Here is a 24,508-nt window from a genome sequence, read left to right on the forward strand (position 1 = left end):
AGGAGAGCGCAGAGCGGGAAATCCGCACACTGCGTTCGAGGTGGCGGGGACTGGAAACGTGGCATGGTCGAGATGCTGTGACACTCGCGAACGAAAGGTGCCAGGGATTCTATGCCGCCATGCGGCTGAGACTAGCGGCCTGGGCCCCGCTGCTCGACATCCGCAACATAAATCACGCTCCTGCCCATCCTGCTGCATTGCGTCGACAATCAAGGACATCCACTGCTTGGAGCGCCAAGGCCAGGCCGCGACACCGAGGGATTCCTGCGCAATGCCCATACCGACATTACTGACGTCGTCGAGGTCATGCGCCAATAGTGGGTGCCGACCCGCTACGCGCGTGCGCGCTGATCACTGCAGACGTGGAAGCTCATACCGGTTACATTTATTGTGAGGCATGGGTCTAACTTCGAGATTTGGCTAAAAGCGCGACGGCTTGCCGAAGCGAGCGAACACCGAGCTTCGCTCGGGCGTTATCCAGATGAAAGCCAGCGGTCCGCTGAGAGATGCCAAGAATAATCCCGATCTCTCCGGCAGATTTGCCGCGAGAAGACCATTCGAGGCATTCGAACTCGCGAGGAGATAACACCACCCCACCGACGACGCGATCCGTCGCCAAGAGGCGCCTTGCATGTGCGTGGAAAAACATTGCGATTAGTCGCAGATTCTGGGCGTGTTCGATTATCGAGCGCTCAAAATTGGCCCGGCGCTCGTCGGTAGCAAAGCTCAGTGCGGCGATCGCACCTCCATTATCGTGGATTGGAAATGTGAGTCCGCAACGAATGCCAAATCCCGCAGCTTCTTCGAATAGCTCACGCTCGGACTCCGACCGATCTCGCTGTTCGTATCCGAGTCCCCATCGAAAGGGTTCAGTCTGGCGGATTGCCCGACGTACAACAGGATCGATCGATTCGTACTTGCGCCGCAAATAGAGAGCTGTCCAGGAGGATGGATACGTCGAAATTAAAGTGGGGGAAGTGCGCGGCCTGTTTGGTAGCGCAAGATATGCGAAACACGACAAGTTCAGCGCCGCGGTGATATAAGCCATGCTTTGTTGAGCAGCGTGTCGGTCTACGCTTTCGGCCAGCCGATCGACGAAAGTCTGAATGATCGCATATGTCTGTGATGAACGCGCTGCGTGCCTGCTCATCGGCGCTTGCCAACATCTCGATCGACCGTGCGAGGTAATTAATTTGTTGGTCGGGCTCATACAGAAGCCGGGACCTCGGGCCGCATAGTTACCGTTCGATCAGCGAAGCCATGCAAGCTTGGAGTTCCGCGGATGAAAACCTTCGGATTCAAATGCGGCGAAAGCAGGAAGACGGCATCTTCCGCCTAGAGTTTCGCCATGGTCCCCTCAATCAGCGAGTGGCTTGCTTCGCACTTTGCATCGATCAAAACTGTCAGCGGCTCACAGTCTGGTTCCACAGTTTTGCGCCATGTCTTCGATCCTCGTGCTCCCAAAGGCTTTTGCGAGTTGCAAGAAGCTGCGGAAGTAGCGCGTGGCCTCGTTGGGTAATATCGAGTCCGGATGGAACTGCACGTCATAAGTTGGTTGATAACGATGTTCTATGGGCCATGTTCTTCGGAACGCGCTGTGACCGAGAGATGCGGTGCGGATGGCTCATCGAGTTCGACGACCAGACAATGGTAGCACTCGACGCGAAATGGAGGCGGGAGTTCCTTGAACAGCCCTTGGCAATCGTGCGTTACGCACGAAGGCCGGCCGTGCATCGGAGGACGCGCGCGCCACGCTGTCGCCGAAAGCGCTCCCATACATCGGTACCCGAGGCGGATCCCGAGGAAATGGGACGCGACCTGAAAGTTCGTGGACAGCGGCGGTGGTATCCGGCCTCCATGGCGTGCAGGTACCGTCACGACCACGCGCGGCTTGAGGTCAACAAGATCGGTGACGCTGACCGCGCCGTTCCGGACCACTTCCCTTGCCTCACCAAGCTTGAGGAAATAGTGAAAAATGTTGAAGGCGAAGGAGCCGTAGTTGTCGATGATGACAATCAAGATGCACCAGATGTTTAGGTGCGAAAGGACCAAAGGTTCGCCGCGCCTTGGCGAGCGTCTCGTGGTATTCGGCCTCAGGATTCGACATCGCCGTTATCCCGCTACCCTGCATGAAACACAGCGAGGTCGTCGTCGATCGGCACGGTGCGAATCGCAATGTTCGTATCCGCCAATTGAAGCCGATGAGCCCGATCGGGCCCGCAACAGACCTCTCGCGCCACTCGATGTCCGCAATGACTTGCATCGATCACACCTTTGTCGCTACGGTCACGGAGCCACCAGGAGCTCACCGCCGACCGCAAAGCCGATTGCCAGTTGGCTCTCGCCGAGGCGAGTTGTGCGTCTTGCTTTTGGCCGCACCGTCGGTAGCCGCTTGGTAAATAAACGACCCTTGCAGGCTTTGTGCTGATCCCGTTCGGCTTGTTCGGAAAGACGGCCTTTGCCGTCGAACGTGAGCAACGTGATCTCCTCAACCGTCAAGGCTCGCCGTCATTGTCGATACCGGTTCGACGCTGCTCTCCCAATTCACGGCCGGCTTCGGTGGCAAGCCGCTCCGAGCGCTTCCCGAAGATTGTCCTTGAGCGTCTGCATCGCACGCGCAGCTTCTCGTTCTCGGCGTCAAACGTGAGCACCATCTCGGTCAGAGCCTCTGGATCGGTCGGGAGAGCGTCGGGGCAAATCGCCATGACCAGACAATACAAGCGCAAGAACCTCTAGCGAAATCTTTACCTCTCAGCCAACAATGGTCGACTTCTTCACAGGCTTGGGTGAGACCCGCGGCCACTCAAGACCGTCGAGCAGAATCGCGAGCTGAGTCGCACTTAGATGCACCACGCCGTCGTGGATCGGCGGTCAGGCGAAGTGCCCCTGGCGCAACCGCTTTGTCGCCCGCAGCATACCGCTGCGTCCCGCGCCAGAAGCTTCACTCTATCCATGCGCTTACCTGCGGAACACCAAGACGTGGCCGCAATTCGGGTTTGTGCCGCGCGGCAATCAGGGTGACCGCGGCCACAAGCCTCTTTGCTCCGCGTTCCTAGCAATCGCTGTGCCGCTCGCGGAATATGGTGCGCGTCGTGTTTGACGAGGGTGCGTGCTAGCACTACAGTGCGTTTTTTGATTTGAGATGCGCCTTTCGAGCTGCGGCTTGATGGGCGCGTCGAATGTGGACCATGCGAGGACGCGAACGATTGGGATCCGGCGCTGCGCAAGCTTTAAGATGAGGCGTCGGATTTCCTGGACCGACCAGCGGAGGCGCGTCGATTTCGTTTTTTTGGCATCATCGCGTTCACCTGGGATCGGACGGTGGTCATGACGGCGTAAGCCAGCATGACCAGGCAGACATGCCGGTGCCAGCCGTGCCAAGAGCGACTTTCATTGTGGTCGAGACCGAGCTCGCCCTTTGTCGTCTCAAAATCTTCTTCGACACGCCATCGCGTTCCTTCAACACGAACGAGGCTCTCGATCGAGGTGCCCTCGGGACATTATGTGGTGAAGTAGGAGAGTTCACCGTCGGCAAGGCCGCGTCGGATCAGCAGCCCGCGGGCCGAAGCGGCCTGGAGAACGGGTCAAGACCAGCCGCCGTGATGCGCTGACCCGGGCCAAGCTGCATCGTGCAGGAGAGCTGACCGCGGTCTGGGTACCTGATCCGGAGCACGAGGCGGTGCGAGGACTGGTACGTGCCCGGGAAGCCGCGATGGAAGACCTGCGGCGGGTCCGTCAACACTTGCAGTCCTTCCTACTGCGTCACGGCCGGGTCTTCACCGGCCGTGAAGCGTGGACCAAGGCGCATACACGATGGCTGTGCGAGCAACGCTTCGAGCATCCGGCGCAGTATCTCGTGCTGGCCGAGTATCGCCAAGCGATCGAGGCCGCCGAAATCCGGCTCAAGCATCTGGACGAACAGGTTGCCGAGACGGTGAGTTCATGGTCCATGGCTCCAGTGATCGCCGCCTACCAAGCGCTACGCGGCGTCGCCTTCCTGACCGCGGTCACCTTCGTCGCCGAAATCGGCGACGTGCGCCGCTTCGACAGTCCGCGCCAACCGATGGCGTATCTCGGCCTGGTGCCCTGCGAAAACTCCACGGCAGAACGCATCCGGCGCGGCAGCATCACCAAAGCTGGTAATGGCCGGGCGCGCCGCGTGCTCATTGAGGGCGCCTGGACCTACCGCTTCCCCGCCCCGGATGAGCCGCCTACTGCGGGAGCGGCAGGCCGGCCTGACGAAAGCGGTGTGCGACATCGCCTGGAAAGCCCAAGTCAGACTCTGCGCTCGCTATCGCAAGCCGATGGCACGTGGCAAACGCCAGGCAGTCGTCACCGTGGCCATCGCCCGGGAAATGGCCGCCTTTCTTTGGGCAATCGGCCAAAAGGCGGAGCCGCACGGCGCAACCTGATCGCTTGCCGAATTAGTCACGCTTTCCTTCCACCTCAACACAGGAAAACTCTCAGGAGCGACGTCATTGTTGCGCATCGCTGGGGGCAGGGCCTCGGTCGGGGAACTCTCGCACCAATTGTGTGGCCGACATTGTCGATGCCCGCTGGCAGATCGAGGCAGCCCCCGGACGAACAAACGGAAATGCGGTATCCAACCCGCGTATCAGAGTCTGCAAACCGTCGTCTCAGCGGCTTTGCCTCCTGCGTTGCGTAACAATCATCCAACTGGCAACTCCGGCACAAACGGAGATCACACTCTCATGCCGATAACCCTGGACAACGAACATCAGATCTTGCCGGCAGACCCCGTGTATTGCCGCCTCACGCCGCGCGAGGCCTTGCCCTGCTTGAGAAAGCCGGTCTCGTCGATCACCAGGACTGCGTTGTCGCTCAGATGTTCGATGACATGATCACGAACGATATCGCGCAAGCCTTCGGCATCCCACGACCCAATAGCGCATGCTGTCGCCACGGTCCGCTGTCGCCAGCTGCCTCGGCCCGCATCCAGCCTGTCTTGCGCGGCTCGTTGTCGAGCAACGCGTCGAGAAACTGGCCCGCCGAAGCGGCTACACGCTCCTGCGTGAACAAAGGTCGAATGCGCTGCTTGGCCTCCCGCAATGACGACGCCCACAGCGACAGCACATCCTCAACCGAAGCACCACCATTCATCTGATCCAGAATCATGGTTGCCCATAGATACCGAACCGTCAGACAAGTGCAACTGTAGTGCTAGTCTGTGCGTTGGAATGGCCGGGACGCTTTGTCGATTTTTCGACATCAGCGTCTTCAACTGGACATGCATGGCAGACAAAGACGGAGGCTCGAAATGAACGCGCGTGCCTCTTGCGTCAACCTCACGACCGAGGCGCTTGGCATCGGTGCAGCAGCGACATCACGCGGTTTGTCCCGCGCGGTCGCATGGTGCTTACCGACGACTGTCACTCCGTTTTGGGCGGCGCGAAGCACGGGATGCGTGTCAGCAATCGAGCGCAGGCTCAAATCTCGTCAGGTATAAAACACCGGACGCACCGTGGGGTTGTTATTTTAAAGCGTAATCAGGCGCGTGATACGCGCTGATGGTGCTGGCACAACCCTTGCTATTCTGGATGTAGCAACACGAAGTGAGGGTACGCGAAGGAGAGCAAGCAAGGCGATGCTCTCTTTCCTTCAACACGTGTTCTGTTTCTGAGAGAGACAGGCTCGCGCATAAAGTCGGGCAATAGCTTAGGAGGACAACATGGTGCTGCGCATGGAATCGTCGGCTCTCGCTAGAAGGCTAGCCTATAGCGCGCGAACGAGCGTTTAAAGAGCCGATCTGCGCCAAACTGTGGTCGGTCATGAAGGCGGGGGATTGGGCGACTGCGCTCTCAGCAGTCGAGCGGGGCGCCGCCTTTTGGTTCAAACGAACTCTCGAGTCTGGCGCAAGATGCGCGGAGAGATGGCCGATTGTTGCGCGTATTCGCGTGAGCAACAGCTGTCGGCTACGCATAGATGTGGGCGGAGCCTCGCCGTATCGTAGTTGTTTGTGTTGACTTGCAGCGCGAGATGGCTCCGTCAATCGGGCTTGGTAAGCAGGTTCCAGCTCCGAAGAGGAGCAGAGCGTCGATCGAGGATGTCATCATCAGATGATTAAGCGCTCCTTGAGAACGTCGCCGCGCGTCGAATGTGTAAGGCCGATAAGTTGCAAACTCTGACGTCGAACAGGTGGTTTGATCTTTCTGGCAAGGTCGCCCTGGTAACTGGATCCGGTCGAGGATTAGGGTATGAGATCGCCCGCGCTCTTGCCTCCGCGGGCGCCATTGTGGCCCTGAATGGCCGAGACCCTGTTAATGTTGATCGCGCAACGGATCGGCTTTCGAGAGAGGGACTCAAGGTAGCTGGCTTCGCGGGTGACGCCGAGATCGATGCCGACAAGCTGATAGCTGACGTGGTGTCACGGCTCGGTAGAATGGATATTCTGGTGAGCGGCGTGGGACAGAGGGATCGGCGAGGAACAGAGAATATTTCGAATGATGATTTCGGCCGACTTCTCAAGGTGAATCTGGTTAGCGCATACGGGTTAGCCAGGTCCGCTCTTGCTCCGCTAAAGGCGAGCGGCGCCGGCCGTTTGATCTTTATCACTTCAATCGCGGGCCCGATCGCCAGATCAGGCGATCCAGCCTACACCGCGGCCAAAGGAGGGCTCGCCGCATTGATGCGTTCTCTCGCGGTTGAGTTTGGAAAATATGGAATGACCGTGAATGCTATTGCGCCGGGCTGGTTCGCGACGGAGTCTAATAGACAGTACATTGGAAGGAGGGATATTGAAACTTTCATTGGCGCTCGCGTTCCGCTAGGTCGATGGGGAAGCCCGAAAGAGATCGGTGGCGCCGCTGTATTCTTGGCGTCGTGCGGATCAAGCTACGTGAATGGCCTAACACTGACCGTTGATGGAGGCCTTTCGGTCAGCTTCTAAGGCAAATAGGCCGGCCGATGCGTATCCTGGGACACTGCAAGCTTCGATAGGTCAGCGCTACGCTGCACGGTGAGGTGGTATGACAAGGCAATGCTCTCTCAGTATGCAGCCTCAACTAAGAAGTTGCACCGAGAAGTGTATCTACAAACGTTCACAAAAACCTCACGTTATGGTCCTCTGCTGTCGGCGCCCCCTATTCAGAGATCTGACGCGGCGAGTCGCCGGCCGCCCTATTGAGCACCACTGAATGCTCTCATGGAGTTCTTAGGAACCGAGGCGACCCCTGAGCCAGATATGGGTCCTAGGAGGACATTCTTTCGACCGTTTGTCCTTCGTATAGTTGTCGCCATAAAGCATTAGCGTGAGAGCATCCAGCGCGCGATCGCTCGTCAGCTCATCGTCGAGCGCCTTGCGGCACGGCTCATCCTAGATGCCAGTGTCCAGCAGTTGTAGAGAGGGGAGAGATCCCGCAAGAATATCTGACGTTTGAGCTAGAGTACGGTCAGTTCGTCGTCGCCTTGATTGCGAAGATTCGTGAGTACCCGGTGACGGTGGTCTGGAACGACGGGTCGCGCAGGACACACCACTCAAGAATTTCGGCACGATTTTGCACGACTTCGTGCACCGGGCTATTGAATGTAGTCCATTCGCAGTCCGGTTTCTTGGCAAAAATTGCTGTGCCTTTCCAGACGTTGATGTGATCGATCTCGAGCAGCAGTTCCGAGTAAATTTCGTCGAGCAGGTCGACCAATTGCGCAAGAGGATCGCTCTCGTATGCGCGTCACTCAGGATTACCGCAATCTCGGAAGGCGGCCTCGTGAACAGTGCCTCGATTTCTTCGTGAATGACCACCCAAAAAAGTCCGAGGTGCAAGACCACTCAGTCAGGAGAAGCCTGTGACAAATCAAAGCGTAACGTATCGCGACTTGACCTACCTGGGGAGCTGGAAAATGTCGGAAAATAGAATTGTCATGAGGCGTTTCATGCTGCCTCGATTTTCCGACTCCGGGATCAGCCCGTTGAGCCGCTCTTCCGCTGACTGCCTTTCGCTTGACATTTGTCGGATCATTCCAGCTTCGGAGAAGATATCATCGGTAATTCGTCAGGGCGTCCCTTTGCATCAGCCGTTTGCAGGAACCTTAGTGAGAAGGACAGAACAGCCCAGCAGGTCGATGCAATCTGCTTCTTCGCCATTATGCCATCGATCGCGTGAAATGTTCCGACTAGGCGTGATATTTCGCACAAGGGTTCGTGGACTTGCTCGGTGTGTCAATTGGCGTCCAAAATAGCACGCCGAAGAACAATTGAAAAACCCTCGACCACGACACGCTGAAGGCGATAACCTGATCTGCGATGTAACTCGTCACTGGATCGCTAATCTGCTTACCGCGATCGAACAAAGAGCTGCTCAGCCTCCCTTGACTCACTGCATCCCCATGCGAGTAAGCTGCGTCTTACTCGCCTTCACAACGAGTAGCTCGCTGGCCTCGGCGGGAGCGCCGCTTAGCTTTCGCGTGAAGATTCGCATAAAGCTCGCGGATGAAGCCGGCGCGCATCATCGATGCTTCCGGACACTGTCCAGGAGCTGCCTCGGCGATAATGTATCGGGCAAGTTCGACCGCGGCCCGGTGTGGCGCTAGTGATTGAGCCGCCGAGCGATTGCCAAATTCCGCGGAGCGGTTCAAGCTTTCGGCGTGAGAGCAGGAATTATTGTCAACGTCAGCGGAGCCAATCGCCATCGACAGTCATCTGCGACCATAGCGTGCCGCAGAAGCACATGTAGCGCGCCGAGATCATTCTCGCCGCAGCCGACGGCTGTGGCACCTGACCTGCCACTGCGTATTTCCTCCAGATGGAGTTACAGTTCGACCTGAAGAAGGACGGAGAAATGAAGCGAGCAAGGTTCATGGAAGTGCAGATTATCGCGGTGCTGAAGGAGCATGAGGCTGGGGCATAGACAGCCGAGTTGACTCGCAAGCATGGAATCACCGAGGCGAGAATCTACAAATGGAAGGCCAAGTTCGGCGGCATGGATGTCTCGGAGGTCAAGCGGTTAAAGGCGCTGGAAGAGGAAAACGCGGAGCTGAAGAAGCTCCTGGCCGAGCAGATGCTCGACACGGCCGCCCTTCGCAAGCTTCTTTCAAAAAATGGTAGAGCCAGCCAAGCGCGCTGCGGTCGCGCATCTGCAGGCCGCCACGAGCCCGTCGGAACGGCGGGCATGTTCGATCGTCGGCGCGGATCGGAAGATGATCCGCTACGGCTGCAGCCGCTCTCCAGGCACGGCTCTGCGCGGCCGATTGCGCGATCTCGCCAACGAGCGGCGGCGTTTCGGCCACCGCCGGTTGTTCGTCTTGCTGTGGCAGGAGGGCGAGCCATCGGGAATCAACTGGATCTACCGGTTTTATCGGGACGAAGGGCTCACTGTCCGCAAGCGGCGAGCTCGCCGCAAGGCCGTGGAGACGCGGGCCCCGATCCTGGTGGAAGCTAAGCCCAATGCGTGTTGGTCGCTGGACTTTATCCACGAACAGTTCGCCAACGGTCGCCGCTTCCGCATTCTCAACATCGTCGATGACGTGACTAAAGGAGTGTCTGGGAGCCATTGCGGATACGTCGATTTCAGCACGACGCGTCGCCCGCGAACTAACGGCGATCGTCGAACGACGCGCAAGCCAGCAATGATCGTGCCCGACCATGGCACCGAGTTCACCTGCAACGCCATCCTGACATGGGCGGATCAGAGGCGCGTCGCATGGCACTTGCCCCGGGCACGCCCATGCAGAATGCCTTTCGAGAGCTTCATGTATAGACGGCCTGCGGATGCAAGGGATTTCAGCAGCACTTTGGATACCGGTCGGGTGCGTTCATGTATACGGCCTGTGAGTGCGACCGATGCCATGGCCGCTGGCCCTGATGGAGATCGCGGATCGAGGCCTCATCAACGGGTCGCGCTTGTTGCGCTTAAAGCTCTTCGGGCTTGCTCGATCCCCAGCTCCGCCGGTGTCCATCATGCTGTCATTCGCCCTCACACCATAAGGTGGCCAACGTACGCCGGAAAAATCAGGCCGCGAGCTTAGGCCGATAGAATTCCCGGTCGTCATCATTGCCCAGACGATCCGGGCCAACTTGTTGGCAACGGCGATGGCGACGACCATGGACAGACGCCGGTCAAGCAAGGCTTCGATCCAGCCGGCTCCAACCCGGGAGCTTGCCTTTGGCTACCGAACGACGTTACATGCTCCGACAAGCAAGTGCCTGAGATAGGAATCGCCCTGTTTCGTAATCCGGCCGAGCCGATCCTTGCCGCCGGTGGAATTCTGTTTAGGGGGCAGGCCAAGCCAGGCAGCGAACTCTCGCCCGGAGCGGAACACGGTCGCGTCCGGCACGGTCGCGGCGAGAGCCGTGGCCGTTATGGGACCGATGCCCGGAATCGAGCACAGCCACTTCGCCATCGGATTTACTCGCCGCGTCAGCGGCGTCATTCTTGGCCCTCTACGTACGTAGGGTTTAACATAGGCCGGCGGAATCAATCTCACATCGTGTCCAAACTGCCGAATCTCCCGCGCCCAGTGATGAGCGGTCGCACAGGCCTCGATACCGACCAGGCAAGGTACGAGTGAGATGATCTCGCCTCGCCGGAGGCGTTGGCGACCGGCCACCCGGCCTTGGCTATCAACTGCATGGATGTGAAATACGTGCTTCGAGATGTCCAATCCAATTGTTGCGACTTCCATTGGTGCATTGCTCCTGTTAGCGGCTCGTCCATCGCCAGTATATCGCCGGCCGAGGGAGCGGGGTCGTCTTCCCGTCAACGGCCGGCTGCGGGATGAATTGCTGAACGAGACGCTGTTCTTCGATCTCGACGACGCCCGCGCCAAGCTCGCCACGTGGGTCGTCGGCTACAATATCCAGCGGCCGCACTCGTCGTTGAACTACCTCACCCCTGCGGCTTACGCCGCCCACCTCACCGCAACGGACGATCGGTTGCGTAACCCTGACCAGTTCCGCCGATCGTCCGTTGCTCCACCCGCGTCACCTGGCGTACAAAACCCCGAGACTCTAACTGCCTCTGGATGAACGTTCGGCGGCAGGTCAGACCGCCGAGATGCGTCGGTCGGGTAAGGCCAAGTCGGTAGTATGGCGCTGGCAGGAGCGATCTATGAGAGACGGGGGCGAGGGCCTCGCGCAGGTCGCCAAGAGAAAGGCGATCCATGATTGTCGACAATTACGCTACCCGCAAGGATCCCACGGTCCAAAAATGGCTCACCCGCCCGCGCTCGACCTTCCACTTCTCGCCAACCTCGGCCTCCTGGTTCAACGCTGTCGACGGCTTCTTTACAAAACTTACCAAGCACCCTCAAACGGGGCGTGTACCGGTCCGTCGCAGAGCTCGGGCTTGCGATCGAGCGTTTCATCGCCGAGACAAACGCCGATTCCAAGCCTTTCGTGTGGACAGCGAATACATTTGCGAAGCGCCGACTCGTTTCCTCGACAAGACGAGACCCCCAGACGGCGACTTTGCATTCCCGAAGGTCGCGATCAAGTCGGTTTTCAGCTGTCGTCGCTATAGAAGTGCCAACGTATTCCGCCGTCACACAGCGACGGCCCAGTTTATCCACCGCTTGTCCGAAGGCCCGAGAAAGGCCAACTCATCGAATGGGTGGGCCGTCGAACGACGACTTTGCCGCCGCCGAACATCCAAGTCATTTCGGCTTGAGAATTACATTGTCCACCAGCTGGGTCGAGCCGACGTAGGCTATCGTGCAAAGAACCGCGTGACGATTCAGGGGGCTCTCAGCCGGCTTGAGCGTATCGGCATCGAGGAGCTCGAGGTATTGCAGCCGATCGACTTGCCGCAAATGCCGCTTGGCGATCTCAAGGAGCTTCTCGGCGTCCCGCTCGCCTGCGTGAAATTTGGCTTCTGCGGCGAACAGACCGCGACTGATCGCAAGAGCCCGCCGGTGCTCTTCGCCGTTAAGATAGCGATTGCGAGTACTCATTGCGAGCCCGTCGACTTCGCGAACGGTAGGAACCGTGACGATCTCAATAGGAAAATTAAGGTCGGTCACCATGCGTCGTATGACCGCGCATTGCACGAAATCCTTCTGACCGAAAAACGCGACGTCCGGCTGCACCATGTTGAATAGCTTTCCGACGATCGTGGCAACGCCGCGGAAATGCCCAGGCCAGAAGGCGCCGTGCGGCGGCTTAGCGAGATCGCCTGGCTCAACGACGGTCTGGAATTGAGCAGGATAGACCTCCTGCACACTAGGAGCAAAGAGGATCGCAACCCCAGCGTCGCCGCACAGCTTCTCGTCGCGCGGCAAGTCGCTTGGATACCAGCTCATATCCTCGTTCGGCCTGTACTGAATCGGATTGACGAAGATGCTAACAACCGTGACGTCGCATGCCGCCCGGCTCGCCTTAACAAGCGATAAATGGCCGTCATGCAGACCGCCCATGGTGGGCAGGAATCCAATACGTTTGCCGCCCAGGCGGACCCGCGCCAACGCACGGCGAAGCTCAGCGACAGCGGTTATCGTTTCCATAGCGACCGCCATACTCATGTTGAATCTCCATAGCAACCTTCATGTTTATGTTGGATTGGGTGGTGCCCAGGTCGTGATTGCATCGAATAGATCATCCGGCAAACGGAACGACTCTTGCGATGTGGGAAACGCGCCGTTGCGAACATCCTGTACCCAGCGCGAAAGCGCATCCTGCAACGTTCGAAACCCTTCCGCATACGCACGAGCGAACTTGGGACGGGATTGGGTCAGGCCCACTACATCATGGAACACAAGCACCTGGCCCGAGCACCCGACGCCTGCTCCGATCCCAATGGTCGGTATCGTCAGAGACTCAGTCGCGCGAGCGGCAAGCTCGGCCGGAATCCCTTCCAGAACCAAGGCAAAGCATCCGGCTTCCTGAAGACAGTGCGCGTCGTCGAGTAAATGCAGCGCTGCATCTGCTTTCCGACCCTGCACCTTGAACCCCCCCATGACGTTGACGCTCTGAGGAGTTAGACCGAGATGGCCCATCACTGGAATTTCGGAATCGACCAGGGCACGCACCATTTCGATGCGCTTAGCTCCCCCTTCGAGCTTAACGGCTTCTGCACCGCGCTGAAGAAAGCCTCCGGCGTTCCGTATGGTCTCCGCGGGATTGAGGTGAAAGCTAAGAAAGGGCATATCGGCCACGAGCAACGCATTACGCCTTGTACGTACAACGGCCTCTAGATGATCGTTTATCATCGTCACGCTGACCGGCAGCGTGTTGTCGAATCCGAGGCAAACATTACCAACACTGTCGCCTACAAGGATGATGTCCACGACGGGATCGGCAATGCGCGCCGTAATTGCGTCGTAAGCGGTGGTCATTACGATACGGCGCCCTTCCTCCTTCCATCGCTGCAGAACTGGAATCGTGACGCGTTCAACAGGCGGCTCTGAAATGTGGTTCATCTTGGACCCAATCAGTTGATTGACCCGCATTCGTGGAGTCGGCTCCATCCTAGGGAAGGTGAGAGAAAGCTGTCAACGGTGGCCGGCCTCCTTAAGCTTGTAGTCGACGCGCCGATGATGGGATGTGATGATCCTCCTCTTTGCTCCGTAAGGGATCGAGTTAGTGAGGTCGCTTTTGGGTCGATCCTGTTGAGAGAGTGCGGCCGTAATTCGTTTAATGCCGCAAGCGCCGATGCGGCCGAGCGGCTGTGCCGGTTTCTGACAAGACGTCTGTCGAGATGGCGTAGAAGGAGTCATCGCGCGAGAAGGTGCCGTCTACGCGGATTGACTTGTCGAACATTGTAGTGTGCGGCTCGATCTCGTGCTCGCAGACCGACGGCCGAGCATCTCGGCCGAACCATAGCCGCTGTGCCGAGGAGCCGATTCGAATAGAGGTCGGCCGTTCCGGCGAGCGCTCGATCATGCGCTTGGTGGCCAACAGCTCCGACTGCCCGATTGCGGTGGTCGCTTCGATATCGGTGATGATGGCGTTCTCGACGACGGCCAGATGGTTCGTCGAATAGGCGAAGGGCTTGGCTGCCACTCCTCGCGTCCAGCCGCAACGGCGAGGACGCGTCTGCCGATTGAAAATCATTAGCTGCAGGCGTTCGTCTCTGAGGGCTCAAGCTCTGATCGACAGCGTGGTGACCTTTGCGGACGATCTGTACATCGGCTAGTACCTCGACACACAGGTTTTGACTGATTAGTTTGGGATTTCCAAGGCGGGTAGCTGCTCAGGAGGGGTCGGCACTTCGATGCTGCGCGGTCCTTAGCAACCTGGAGGCGGCTCTCAGCGAAGAGCGCGGCCTGGGGCAACACACAAGCTCGCCGGCAAGGAAGAGACCCTGTTGGTGGCAACCGCGTGCTTAGGCCCTCCGGCCGCCCGCGCCCGTTGGACCTTGGAACTGTTGGGCGATCGTCAGCTTGAGCCACACGAGAGCCTGTCGCGCGAGACGGTGCGCCGACGCTTGGCCGAGAACGATCTCAATGGCGCAAGGACACGTGGCGCATTCCCCAGATCGACGCGGACTACGTCGCCCGCATGGAGGACGTGCTCGATCTCTATGCCGAGGCGCCTAATCCGAAGCAGTCGGTAGTCTGCTTCGACGAGAGCCCGACCCAGCTCATCGGGGAAGTGCGCCAGCCGATCCCGGCCGCGCCGGGGCAGATCGAGCGCTACGATTGCGCGTCTCGGCGCAATGGCGCCGCAAACCTATTAGCACTACTTTGGCAGATTATTGGATTTCCGTGAGTTTTTAGGATACCGGAATCGATTTTTCAATGATTCATGGGTGGTCGGCTCTTGGAGGGCTGACCATGACGAAATGGAAGTCGAGCTTCAACGCTGGCTGAAGCCATTCTTGAGCGGTTGGGTCATAAGACCCGGCAGCGGATGTGTCCACTGTACGTTGCGGGATTAAGGCCCTGGCGACCGCAAGAGCGTTCAGCCGATGGCACAACGCCTTGCAACGGGCAACTACGATCAGTTGCACCATTTCATCGCGATGGCGTCTGGGACGCATCACCGTCGGAATCTGAGCTGCTCAACCAGGCGAAACGGCTTGTCGGCGGCAAGGATGCGGTGCTGGTTATTGATGACACTGCAATGCCGAAGAAGGGGAGACCGCTCGGTTGGTGTTGCGGCTCAATATGCGTCGGCTCTTGGCAAAACGGCGAACTGCCAAACGCTGGTGTCGCTGACACTCGCCCGCGGCGAGGTGCCGGTGAACCGGGACGCAGCAAGTGGCGTCGACGGGCAAAGCACCAAACAGTTTGCGAGCGAGGTGGAGAAGCGAGTTGCGGAGATTTGTGCACAGCTAAAAGAAGGCACGTACCGCGCGCCGCCCGTTCGGCGGGTCGAGATACCCAAAGGGCCGGGCAAGGTCGGAACGCGACCATTGGGGATTCCCACGTCGCCGACCGGCTGCTGCAGCAGGCGCTCGCGCGCATTCTCGAGGCTGTGTTCGAAGCCGATTTCCTCGATTGCAGTTACGGTTTTCGAACCAGGGCGAAACCTTCATCATGCCTTGCAGGCTCTGCGCCGGCATATCGTGACAAAGAAGGTTAGCCATGTGTTCAAGGCCGATATCTGCAGCTACATCACCCGCATTGAGTAGTTACGCCGGATGATGGCTCACCGAATTGCCGACCCGATCATCCTTCAGTTGATATCAAAATGGCTGAAGGCCGGGGCACTGCAAGACGGGATCTTCCTTCCAGCCAGGGAAGGGACTCCGCAAGGGGGACCGATATCGCCTGTGCTCAGTAATTTGTACTTGCACTTTACGCTCGATCTTTGGTTTGCGAAGAAATTCAAACCACTGTGTCGCGAGGCGAGGCATATCTGGTGCGTTTTGCTGATGACTTCGTGGGGTGTTTCCAGGACGATGCGCAGAACTTCCAGCGCCAGTTGCAGGAACGGTTCGCGCAGTTCAGTGTGGAGCTGGCCGAGGACAAGACTCGGGTGCTACTCTTTGGACGCTTTGCTGCCACCATGCGGCCAAGCACGGACAGAGGCCGGATACATTTGAATTTCTCGGCTTCAAGCATTCTGTGGGGTGGATCGGAGCGGGCGGTTCGCCCTGATCCGTATCCCCAGCACCAAGAGCTGCAGAAAGTTCCTCGCTCGTACCCGCGAGTGGCTGCTCGAGCATCGGCACTGGAAGAGACGCGAACAGCAACAACACCTAACGGTGATGCTGCGCGGCTTCTACCAGTACTTCGCTCTGCACCACTGCGACCGTAGGCTGAGCTGGATCCGCCTTGAAACCCAGCGACAGTGGAAGCAAGCCCTACAACGCCGTCGGCTGAGTTGGGCACAATTGGGCGACCGCCCGTGGTTCGAGCTTCCGTTCGCTCGAAACTTGCATCCGACGGTGTGATGAGGCGCTCTTCGCGATTGTCATCTGGGGAGCCCGGTGCGGGAATCTGCACGCCGGGTTCTGCTTGGGGAGGCGAGTTCAAGAAGCCATGCCGGCTCGGTGAGAGCACTGACGTGAAAACGTCAGCAACAGTGACGCTCCGCAAAGGCTACCGCTTCAAGGCTCGTCTCTACCATCCCGTTCGACATGTGGATGCGAAGAAATCATCCGAGCATCCCGTTCGAGCGTTATGCCGATGATATTCTCTGCCATTGCGACAGTGAGCGGCAGGCACAAGAACTGAAGGAGGCGCTTGCGAAGCACTTTGCCGAATGCGGACTGGAGCTTCATCCGGACAAGACGAAGATAGTCTATTGTAAGGATGACGACCGGCGAGGTAATTATCCTGAACAGAAATTCGACTTTTGGGCTACACGTTCCGTGCCCGTCGGTCGAAGAACCGTTGGGTAAAGCACTTCGTCAACTTCAGCCCCGGTGTCAGCAATGCCGCGACGAAGGCAATCAGACAGGAAATCCGTGTCTGGCAACTACGCTGCCGGGTGGATAAGGGGATCGACGACCTGGCGAGGATGTTCAACCCGATCATTCGAGGCTGGATGAACTACTATGGTCGGTACTACAAATCGGCGCTTTGCCCGACACTACGCCATCTCGACCGATGTCTCGCGCGATGGGCGATGTCGAAATACAAACGTCTGCGGCGACATCGAAGACGGGCAGAGCACTGGGTACGGGACATTGCTTGCCGCACCCCCACGCTGTTGGCCCATTGGCCGATGCTGCACAAGACGGCGGCTGGACGGTAAGAGCCGGATGAGCGGAGACGTTCACGTCCGGATCTGTGAGCGCCTGGGGATGAAACTCCCCCGGGCGACTCGACGCAACATGTATGTTTGTAGTCACCACGCCGGCGAAGGGGTGAGGCCTCGATAAACCGGTTGCTAACCGACAAGCTCCGCTTGAAAGTCAACGAGGCCAAAAGCGCGATGGCGCGGCCCGAGGAACGCAAATTTCTTGGATTCAGCGTTGCGAATGACGGGAGCGAGCGACGCATTGCGCCGAAAGCTCTCGGCAAGTTCAAAGATCGAATCCGAGAAATCACATGCCGGACGCGAGAGATCAGTTTGCAGCAGATGATCGCACACCTCACGTCATACCTCATCGGATGGTGCGGGTACTTCGGCTTCTGCCAGACCCTGCGCGTGCTAACGAACTTGGAAGCCTGGATCCGCCGGAGAATGCGTTTGTATCTCTGGCGGCAATGGCGGAACGGGCATAACCGATTCACGGAGCTTCGCCGCCTCGGCATCGCGAAGTTCGCCGCATCGGTCGCTGCCGGTTCACCGACGCGACTCTGGCGCATGTCCGGACACCCGGCGGTTCAACACGCCCTACGAAATCATGTGTTCGACACTCTTGGTCTCGCCCGAATCTTCATGCCTGTGCCGGCTTAACTCGATCGGACCGCCGCGGTACGGACCCGTATGCCCGGTGGTGTGGGAGGGGTGGCGTCGCGAGACATCCCCCTATCCCGATCAATCCGCAACCGGTTCAACTGTTCAGTTTTCCGCAGCTGCCTGAACCCTGGTCAAACCCGTTGAATTTTGCGCCGGGAAGTAGACTAGCACTCCGGCCGTTGCCAGAGCATTTGTCGAGCGAGCCGACCGTCCAATCCCTACAACCTGCTCATGCTGAGGCGACAACCACTTGCGCAAGGTCGGCGAGGATGTGACCGAGACGTTGGAGCTCATTCCGCGGCAGTGAAAGTTATCCAGCACGTGCGTGAGAAGTTCGTCTGCCGAGACTGCGAGCGATCACCACCCAATGCCCTTGAACTAGCCTATTGAAACCGGGACCTGATGTCTACGCGTAAATCACGGACGTTGCGTTCCTACGGAGAGGGCCGGCGCTACGGTTGCGCCTCGGCCTGCGCTTGTCGTGTACGCGACAATACAGCGCGACGTCTTAGGGCGCGAGGCTGCGCTGTTGTTCATAGGATGAGCCATTCCGTGGGCAAATGTACGGCTCCAGGCCCGGCTGGCATGACCCTTGCTGGGGATCACCCGTTAACGCGGGACGTGCTCATGAAAGCCAGCAACGTCACCCATCGTCCACCCGCACCTAGACGCTTCGCATCGCGGCTGAATGGCTTGGTCTGGAGAAGAAACCATAACGTTGGAGAACATACCATGAATAAAACGGCTTTGGTCGACAATGTCATCCCGTGTACCGATGTCGTTAAATGCGCGGCACGCATCGGCGCTGAAATCAGGAATATCAAGCTGTCGAGCGATTTGCCGGACCGGACCATCGCTGCGATCAACGGCCTGCTGCTTAAGCACAAAGTCATCTTCTTCCGCGACCAGAATCATCTCGACGACGCCGAGCAAGAGCGCTTTGCTCTTCGTTTTGGGAAGATCGTGCCGGTTCCGACGCTTGGTGCGAAAAAGGGAACAATGTCAATCTTCGAGATTGATTCAGCACGCGGAGGTATCCGAACTGACTTCTGGCACGTTGATGTGGCTTACGTGGATGCCTATCCCAAGATTTTGGTGCTGCGAGCCGTTGTGATCCCACCAGTCGGCGGCGACACGGTGTGGTCAAACACCGCGGCCGCACTTCTCGATCTGCCCCTGCCGCTGCAACGGCTTGCCGCCGACCTCTGGGCTGTTCACAACAACGCGTACGACTTCGCTCAAATTGACCGCCCTAGCGCAGCCGATAAGAAGCTTTATGACGAGATCGCTGCCAGAACGATGTTCGAAACCGAGCATCCCGTCGTTCGAGTCCACCCCGAGACCGGCGAGCGAACACTCGTTCTCGGCGTATATGTCAAACGTTTTCTTAACATCCCGAAATATGACGGCCACAGGCTGTTCGATTTATTCCAGTCTCATATCACCGCGCCAGAAAACACCGTGCGCTGGAGCTGGAAGCAGGGCGATGTCGCTATCTGGGACAACCGCGCCACGATGCATTATGCGCTCAAGGATTATGGCGACCAGCCACGCGTCGTTCGTCGCGTGGCCATCGAAGGCGAGGTGCCCGTCGGCGTCGACGGCCGGTGCAGTGTAACGCGTATCAAGGTAATCAAGCAGCCACCCGAGAATGCCGACTAGTACTCGACACGGAGGTTTTGACTCGTTGCACTTGGCCTGATTTGGCTGCGGGTTTTGTATAAGCCCGAGTCATTTTGGCGTGGGCCTTTTCGGTTGTAAACATCCATTTGACGCGGGCGCGTTTCGGCATTGGGCCGTTTTTCCCAAGCGGCGGTCTCGGCGACGAGGCGAGCGAAGCTGTCGATGCGCCTATCGAGACATTTGCGGGCGAGGACGCCGATCTTGATCTCGACCATATTGAGCCAGCTCGCGTGTGCTTTGGGACGTAGTGGAACTCAAATCGGCGCAGTATCCGTCGTGCTCCGTCGGCCGGAAAGGCGTGGTAGATGGCGTCGGTCGAATGGGTTGAGAGATTATCGAGCACCAGGCTAATGCGCTCGGCTCGGGGATAATAGATGTCGACGAGGTCGCGCACACAGACCCCGCGGGTCACTTCAAATTCCTCCGGGTGTGGTCAGTCAAATTCCTCCACCCGCGAGGCAGGACAGAGGGGATTGTTATTTTGACTTTGTTCACGGGCAAGAGCTTCAGCGGCCTCTTTGAGGCGATAGCTGCGTCCATCGAACTCAAGCAGATGGCGGTGGTGCATCAGGCGATCGAGGATCGTCGTGCTCATGGTGTTGTCCCCCAGATATGTCCCCCAATCCTGCACGACGCGATTGGAGGTGACGATGACGCTGCGGTGCAGTTTGTAGCGCTGATGGATCAGGATCTGCAGCACTGCGCCGGCGTCGTCGGCGATGGCGCGGGCGAGGAACAGATCGTCCAGCACGAGGAGATCGCAGTCGATGATGGTTCGCAGCCGGACCTCGCGTTGCGCCGGGGAGTTCAGGGCGTAGCGGTGGAAGAAGTCGTCGGTCTCAAGATACTGCACCTTATGGCGTTGCAGGATCGCCTGATAGGCAATCGCCTTGGCGATGTGGGACTTCCCGGTGCCAGGTTTGCCGACAAGCAAGGCGTTCTCGCCAGTGGCAATGAACGCCAGGCTGTGGAGCTGGAAGCAGGTTTGACGCGGCAATTTGGGATTAAAGGACCAGTCGAACTGCGTCAGCTTTTTCGTCGAGCCCCGGATTGCCGGTATCGTCGCTCGATAAGGCGGGACTGACGACGGTCCAATTCGTCCTGCAGGATCAGAGAGAAGGTCTCGAGGAAGGGCTGGTTGGCGCCCTGCGCCTGCAGCACGCGCGTCTGCAGCGCGTCGCGGACGCCCGACAGGCGCAACTGTCGCAGGCAACGCTCAATTTCCGGCATGGTCATCATGTGGCTGGGTCTCCAGTTTGAGGTGAGAAAGCGCAGCGGGAGCGCTCGTGGCGCCGGAGCTGGCCAGGGTTGCGCAGGCGCCACGAGCACGGATTGCAGGGGCGCGGTCGTCGTGAGCCTCGGCCTGCCGGCCATTGTCGTCGGCGTCGCGCCGCACAGCGCGGCTGAAGAGGTCGCCGTATTCGTCGGATGTGCGGATCAACGGATGATCCTGGATGAGCTGCGATGTCGGTGGTGGCGTCGTTTCAATCTGCGCGAATGCCTGTTCAAACAGCCGCTCGACGGTCGCACGCACGTGCTTGTAACGGCAGATGCGGTTGCTAATGGCGTGCGCACAAGCCTGTTCGACCAGCCGTGCCGGATACTTCCGGCTCAGCCCGACAATGCCCCACATCGCGCGTTGTCCAACGCGCCCTTCGGTGTCAAACATCTGCTGGCGCATGGGTGTGGCGATCGCGGATCTCGATCGTCGAGGCGTATATCCGCACCACGACCTGGCTGCCGATGGGCGCAGGCCGCGCGGCGTAATAGCTGCTATCAACACGGACGGTGGTATCGTCGCAGACGGTCCGAACGACCTCGGTAAAGATGCGGAAGGCAACTACTGGCAACGGCCGCAGATGTGGCTTCTCCTCCTGGAACATCGCCTCGACCTGACGACGCGTGCTGCCATGGATGCGCTTGGAGGCCCAATCTCCTCCCAGTGCCTCAAGAACTGGTTCTGGGCTTCCAGTGTCTCGAAGCGCCGTCCGGCCAGCGCGGTGCCCTGGGTATGTTGAATCGCACTCTCGACGCATCCTTTCCGATTGGGATCGGCCACGCGCGCGGGATCGGCGACCACGGCGTAATGAGCCAGCATCGCGCTGTAAATCGGGTTGAGCTGGGGCTCGTACAAATCCGGCTTGAGAACGCCTTCCTTCAGGTTGTCGAGCACGACATAGCTGGGGACCCCGCCAAAATACCGGAACGCCTCTTCGTGAAGCTGCGCCCAGACTTGCTGGCTGGATTGCCAAACCACCCGCGGGAAGCTGCGCCGCGAGTAGCGCAGCGTCATCACGAACAGGCGGGGACGACGGTAGCGGCCGCTCTTCGGATCAATCGTCGGCGCACCCTCACCATAGTCGACCTGGGCCTCCTCGCGGGGGAGGAATTCAAGGCGATCAAACTGCTCGGGGTCGGTGTGCCGCAACCGGCGCACAAACCGCTTGACGCTCTGGTAGCTGGACGGAAAGCCAAATTGATCGACCAGGTCCTGGTAAACCGCCTGCGCATTCCGCTTCAGGCGGACCTGTTCTTCGATCCACGTCCGATGCGCTTCGCAAGCCGAACGGGCGAGGCTGCTGGTGACCGTCGCTTCCGATGCCCCAAAAGCCGGTGGTCGGGGGGGAGGAATTTGGCCGTCCACGCTCACCGGCCCGGTGGTCACTTCCCGGGGGAATTTGCCTCCGCACCAGCCCGCAGCGTCCGGTAACGCCGGATCGTCTTGCGATCGACCCCCGTCAGTCTGTGGATCTCGCGCCGGCTGGCGTTGCGATCGAGTAGCGTAAATACCGTGCTTTGCAGGTGTGGCTTCAAGACGTTCAACTCCCCGGTCCCTTGCTGGCTAAAGGGACCGAAATAAACGTCCTGCCTGACCGGCTACCGCTGTCAGACATCTCGCCGAGTTGGGGATCGTCGCTGCAAAGGGATTAGCGAAGGAGATAGGCTAGTCGCAATTGTCCTCGACGACGTCAATGAAAGGGGCCGACGTTCGCGCGGAAGGCGCTTTTTGTGCTCGTGGAGCACCTCCGGTCATTGACCGACAGGATCCAGCAGCTTGAGCATAACATCGTCGGAGACGTTCGCGCGAGCCCGGCAGGGCGCCGGCCGGCGGCAAATCCAGGCGTCGGGCCGATTACTGCCGCCACGCTCCGGACGCTTGCGCCCGACCCAGCTGTCTTCTCGTCGGGAAGGCTCTTCGGCACCCGCAGCAACTCGAGCGGCGGCAAGGAGCGGATTGGCAGGATTTCCAAGATGGGCAATCCCGCGTTGCGCTCACTTCTGGTCGCGGGCGCGACGCGGTGATCATGCATGGACGATGGGGTTCGCAAAGGGCGGCATCTATAATCACAGCCAGCCTGCCATGGCGGTTGCGGCATGAGCTGACAACCCATCTGACGAACTGGCCAACCGCTTCGGCGGCTGGTCATGGGCAAGATGCAGTTAACTGTGATGACCAACGGGACGGCATCCGATAGGACGGCAAGGTCGCGAATCCCCAAGGGCATCAAGCTCGTTGTTTTGACTGGCTCGTGCCCATCGCGAACGTCATCAAGGCCGGCGGTTTATTTCCGCGCGCAACCAGAGGCCGGACATATGGGCGAACCGAACCCCAATGGTCACTCAACCAACTGCGTCCTTGACCGTGGGTCGTTCCACATATCGGAATCTCTTTCGATTCAATCTGCTCGCGAGTCGCTCTAACATTACAGTTGTAATTTTTGCTTGAGATGCGCTTTGCGCGCGTGAGCTTGATGAGCCCTGCGCCAGGATGACCATGCGAGGATGTGGGCATGCGGGATGCGCCGCTGAGCGAGCTTCATGGCGATGCGGCGGATTTCCTGGATCGACCAGCGGATCAAGAACGATGCTTTGGTCGGGGCCGCGGTCGCGTTTTTTAAGCAATGCTCCGGTGTTGGCCCGATGACGGATGACGGCCATCGTGGCGAAGGCAAGCATGACCAGTGAGACATGGCGATGCCAGCCATGCCAGGAGCGGGTTTCGTTGTGATCAAGACCGAGCTCGGTCTTGGCGGTTTCGAAGCTGTCTTCGATGGCCCAGCGATGGCCTTCTACGGATACCAGCTTCTGCATGGACGTGCTCTTGGGGCACCATGTGGAGAAGAAGGCTAAGCTGTTGTCGGCAATATTGCGGCGGATCAGAAGACCTCGGGTCCATTCCTCGGCAAGGTCGTCGTTGTATTCGCCGGCGTCGAGATCGGCCAGCTCAAGATAGGCCCAGTCGTGCCAGCGCGGACCTTTGGTTCCTTCGCCAGACGGCAGGCGGCGCCAGGCCTTCTTGGGAAGGCTCTGCGCGATCGTAGAGGCAGTGCCGGCGACAGGCTGCTGCTTGCCCCAGGAATAGAACACGTGATTGGAAGCACCCCCCAGAACATAGCCTTTGCCCGCCTTGCGCAGCAGGGTTTCGATCGCTCCCGTGCCATACACGCTGTCCGCTGCTACGAACGAGAACGGCACCTTTGCGGCGATCGCGCGAGCGATCATTTGATGCGCGATCCGGGGCTTCGTCGCAAAGCTCACATCGCTCGGGACATGTGCGGCCTTCAGGCGAGCGGGTTCGTCCGTCCATTCCTTTGGCAGGTAGAGCGCCCGATCGATGAAGGCATGGCCATGCCGCGACACATAGGAGGCAAACACTCCGATCTGGCAATTGGTGATCTTGCCCGCCGAGCCAGTGTACTGGCGCGCGACCCCACACGAGGCCTTGCCCTGTTTCAAAAAGCCGGTCTCATCGATGACCAGAACCGCGTCCTCGTCACCCAGCGTTTCCAGCGCGTACTCACGTACAATATCGCGCAGCGCGTCGGCATCCCACTGCCCCCGACCCAGAATCGCCTGCTGGCGCCACGGCCCTGGATCGCCAGCCGCTTCCGCCGCATCCAACCCGTCTTGCGCGGCTCGTTGCCCAACAGTCCGTCGAGAAATTGCCTCGCCGAGGCCGCGACCCGCTCTTGCGTAAACAGCGGACGGATGCGTTGCTTGGCATCTCGCAACGACGAAGCCCACAGCGTCAGCGTATCCTCAACCGACGCGCCACCAATCATCAGATCCCGAATCATG

12 protein-coding genes and 16 pseudogenes are annotated in these 24,508 nt (G+C 59.0%); 15 read left to right on the forward strand and 13 right to left on the reverse strand.

From position 1 onward, the window contains the following. Positions 1 to 403: 403 nt before the first annotated feature. Positions 404 to 1,150 carry a LuxR family transcriptional regulator gene (locus P6U30_RS10470; RefSeq protein ID WP_407169115.1) on the reverse strand — a complete coding sequence of 249 codons (747 nt, stop codon included), beginning with the start codon at positions 1,148 to 1,150 and terminating at the stop codon, positions 404 to 406. 419 nt (positions 1,151 to 1,569) lie between these two features. After that, on the reverse strand, positions 1,570 to 2,052 hold the full coding sequence (locus P6U30_RS10475) for a glutamine amidotransferase-related protein (protein WP_407169116.1): 483 nt from the start codon (positions 2,050 to 2,052) through the stop codon (positions 1,570 to 1,572). A gap of 351 nt (positions 2,053 to 2,403) precedes the next feature. On the opposite strand from P6U30_RS10475, the pseudogene P6U30_RS10480 reads away from it, so the two are divergent. Next, positions 2,404 to 2,564, forward strand: a pseudogene (locus P6U30_RS10480) (P-type conjugative transfer protein TrbL); the annotation flags it as partial. Positions 2,565 to 3,230: 666 nt separating this feature from the next. On the opposite strand, the pseudogene P6U30_RS10485 reads toward P6U30_RS10480, so the two are convergent. After that, positions 3,231 to 3,560, reverse strand: a pseudogene (locus P6U30_RS10485) (transposase); the annotation flags it as partial. A gap of 2 nt (positions 3,561 to 3,562) precedes the next feature. Between P6U30_RS10485 and P6U30_RS10490 the strand changes: the two are divergent. Next, positions 3,563 to 4,412 (forward strand): annotated as a pseudogene (locus P6U30_RS10490) (IS110 family transposase); the annotation flags it as partial. A gap of 329 nt (positions 4,413 to 4,741) precedes the next feature. On the opposite strand, the pseudogene P6U30_RS10495 reads toward P6U30_RS10490, so the two are convergent. Further along, a pseudogene (locus tag P6U30_RS10495) lies at positions 4,742 to 5,136 on the reverse strand (transposase); the annotation flags it as partial. Positions 5,137 to 6,115: 979 nt separating this feature from the next. Between P6U30_RS10495 and P6U30_RS10500 the strand changes: the two are divergent. Then, a complete protein-coding gene (locus P6U30_RS10500) occupies positions 6,116 to 6,907 on the forward strand; it encodes an SDR family oxidoreductase (protein ID WP_407169117.1) in 792 nt (263 codons plus the stop codon). Between the two features lie 502 nt (positions 6,908 to 7,409). Here P6U30_RS10500 and P6U30_RS10505 read toward each other — a convergent pair. Further along, a complete protein-coding gene (locus P6U30_RS10505) occupies positions 7,410 to 7,658 on the reverse strand; it encodes a hypothetical protein (protein WP_407169118.1) in 249 nt (82 codons plus the stop codon). A gap of 1,137 nt (positions 7,659 to 8,795) precedes the next feature. Here P6U30_RS10505 and P6U30_RS10510 point away from each other — a divergent pair. Next, positions 8,796 to 9,701, forward strand: a pseudogene (locus P6U30_RS10510) (IS3 family transposase); the annotation flags it as partial. 289 nt (positions 9,702 to 9,990) lie between these two features. On the opposite strand, the pseudogene P6U30_RS10515 reads toward P6U30_RS10510, so the two are convergent. Beyond that, positions 9,991 to 10,638 (reverse strand): annotated as a pseudogene (locus P6U30_RS10515) (IS110 family transposase); the annotation flags it as partial. A 76-nt stretch (positions 10,639 to 10,714) separates the two neighbouring features. Here P6U30_RS10515 and P6U30_RS10520 point away from each other — a divergent pair. Further along, positions 10,715 to 10,981, forward strand: a pseudogene (locus P6U30_RS10520) (transposase); the annotation flags it as partial. 137 nt (positions 10,982 to 11,118) lie between these two features. Further along, positions 11,119 to 11,356: pseudogene (locus P6U30_RS10525) on the forward strand (IS630 family transposase); the annotation flags it as partial. A 251-nt stretch (positions 11,357 to 11,607) separates the two neighbouring features. On the opposite strand, the gene panC reads toward P6U30_RS10525, so the two are convergent. From panC to P6U30_RS10540, 3 genes are all read right to left on the reverse strand, one after another. Next, the gene (gene panC / locus P6U30_RS10530; RefSeq protein WP_407170416.1) at positions 11,608 to 12,453 is read right to left on the reverse strand and encodes a pantoate--beta-alanine ligase; all 846 of its coding nucleotides are present in this window, start codon (positions 12,451 to 12,453) and stop codon (positions 11,608 to 11,610) included. Between the two features lie 45 nt (positions 12,454 to 12,498). Continuing rightward, positions 12,499 to 13,368: a 3-methyl-2-oxobutanoate hydroxymethyltransferase gene (panB, locus tag P6U30_RS10535; RefSeq protein ID WP_407170417.1), complete on the reverse strand. Its 870-nt coding sequence runs from the start codon at positions 13,366 to 13,368 to the stop codon at positions 12,499 to 12,501. Positions 13,369 to 13,582: 214 nt separating this feature from the next. Continuing rightward, positions 13,583 to 13,951 (reverse strand): hypothetical protein, encoded by a 369-nt coding sequence (locus P6U30_RS10540; RefSeq protein ID WP_407169119.1) that lies wholly within the window; start codon positions 13,949 to 13,951, stop codon positions 13,583 to 13,585. 221 nt (positions 13,952 to 14,172) lie between these two features. Here P6U30_RS10540 and P6U30_RS10545 point away from each other — a divergent pair. The 8 genes and pseudogenes from P6U30_RS10545 to P6U30_RS10580 all read left to right on the forward strand — a co-directional run. Further along, positions 14,173 to 14,635: pseudogene (locus P6U30_RS10545) on the forward strand (IS630 family transposase); the annotation flags it as partial. A gap of 165 nt (positions 14,636 to 14,800) precedes the next feature. After that, positions 14,801 to 14,971: pseudogene (locus tag P6U30_RS10550) on the forward strand (IS701 family transposase); the annotation flags it as partial. Then, a pseudogene (locus tag P6U30_RS10555) lies at positions 14,892 to 15,524 on the forward strand (transposase); the annotation flags it as partial. The pseudogenes P6U30_RS10550 and P6U30_RS10555, both read left to right, overlap by 80 nt. Before the next feature lie 957 nt (positions 15,525 to 16,481). Continuing rightward, complete coding sequence (locus P6U30_RS10560; RefSeq protein ID WP_407169120.1) at positions 16,482 to 16,739, forward strand: reverse transcriptase domain-containing protein; 258 nt, start codon at positions 16,482 to 16,484, stop codon at positions 16,737 to 16,739. Beyond that, complete coding sequence (locus P6U30_RS10565) at positions 16,694 to 17,095, forward strand: group II intron maturase-specific domain-containing protein (protein ID WP_407169121.1); 402 nt, start codon at positions 16,694 to 16,696, stop codon at positions 17,093 to 17,095. Before P6U30_RS10560 ends, P6U30_RS10565 begins: the two co-directional genes overlap by 46 nt. Positions 17,096 to 17,248: 153 nt before the next feature. Continuing rightward, positions 17,249 to 17,743: a group II intron maturase-specific domain-containing protein gene (locus P6U30_RS10570; protein WP_407169122.1), complete on the forward strand. Its 495-nt coding sequence runs from the start codon at positions 17,249 to 17,251 to the stop codon at positions 17,741 to 17,743. Between the two features lie 199 nt (positions 17,744 to 17,942). Further along, positions 17,943 to 18,103 (forward strand): annotated as a pseudogene (locus tag P6U30_RS10575) (IS66 family transposase zinc-finger binding domain-containing protein); the annotation flags it as partial. Between the two features lie 375 nt (positions 18,104 to 18,478). Further along, positions 18,479 to 19,408, forward strand: a complete 930-nt coding sequence (locus P6U30_RS10580) for a TauD/TfdA dioxygenase family protein (protein ID WP_407169123.1) — start codon at positions 18,479 to 18,481, stop codon at positions 19,406 to 19,408. On the opposite strand, the pseudogene P6U30_RS10585 reads toward P6U30_RS10580, so the two are convergent. The 3 pseudogenes from P6U30_RS10585 to istA form a co-directional block, all read right to left on the reverse strand. Next, positions 19,380 to 19,826 (reverse strand): annotated as a pseudogene (locus P6U30_RS10585) (transposase); the annotation flags it as partial. The gene P6U30_RS10580 and the pseudogene P6U30_RS10585 overlap by 29 nt on opposite strands. 36 nt (positions 19,827 to 19,862) lie before the next feature. Continuing rightward, positions 19,863 to 20,668: pseudogene (gene istB, locus P6U30_RS10590) on the reverse strand (IS21-like element helper ATPase IstB). Further along, positions 20,646 to 22,252 (reverse strand): annotated as a pseudogene (gene istA, locus P6U30_RS10595) (IS21 family transposase). Before istA ends, istB begins: the two co-directional pseudogenes overlap by 23 nt. A gap of 192 nt (positions 22,253 to 22,444) precedes the next feature. On the opposite strand from istA, the gene P6U30_RS10600 reads away from it, so the two are divergent. Further along, a complete protein-coding gene (locus P6U30_RS10600) occupies positions 22,445 to 22,732 on the forward strand; it encodes a transposase (protein ID WP_407170418.1) in 288 nt (95 codons plus the stop codon). Positions 22,733 to 23,246: 514 nt separating this feature from the next. Here P6U30_RS10600 and P6U30_RS10605 read toward each other — a convergent pair. After that, positions 23,247 to 24,507, reverse strand: a pseudogene (locus P6U30_RS10605) (IS701 family transposase). Between the last annotated feature and the right edge of the window lies 1 nt (position 24,508).

The organism is Bradyrhizobium sp. ORS 111 (assembly GCF_045571485.1).
Lineage (GTDB): Bacteria > Pseudomonadota > Alphaproteobacteria > Rhizobiales > Xanthobacteraceae > Bradyrhizobium.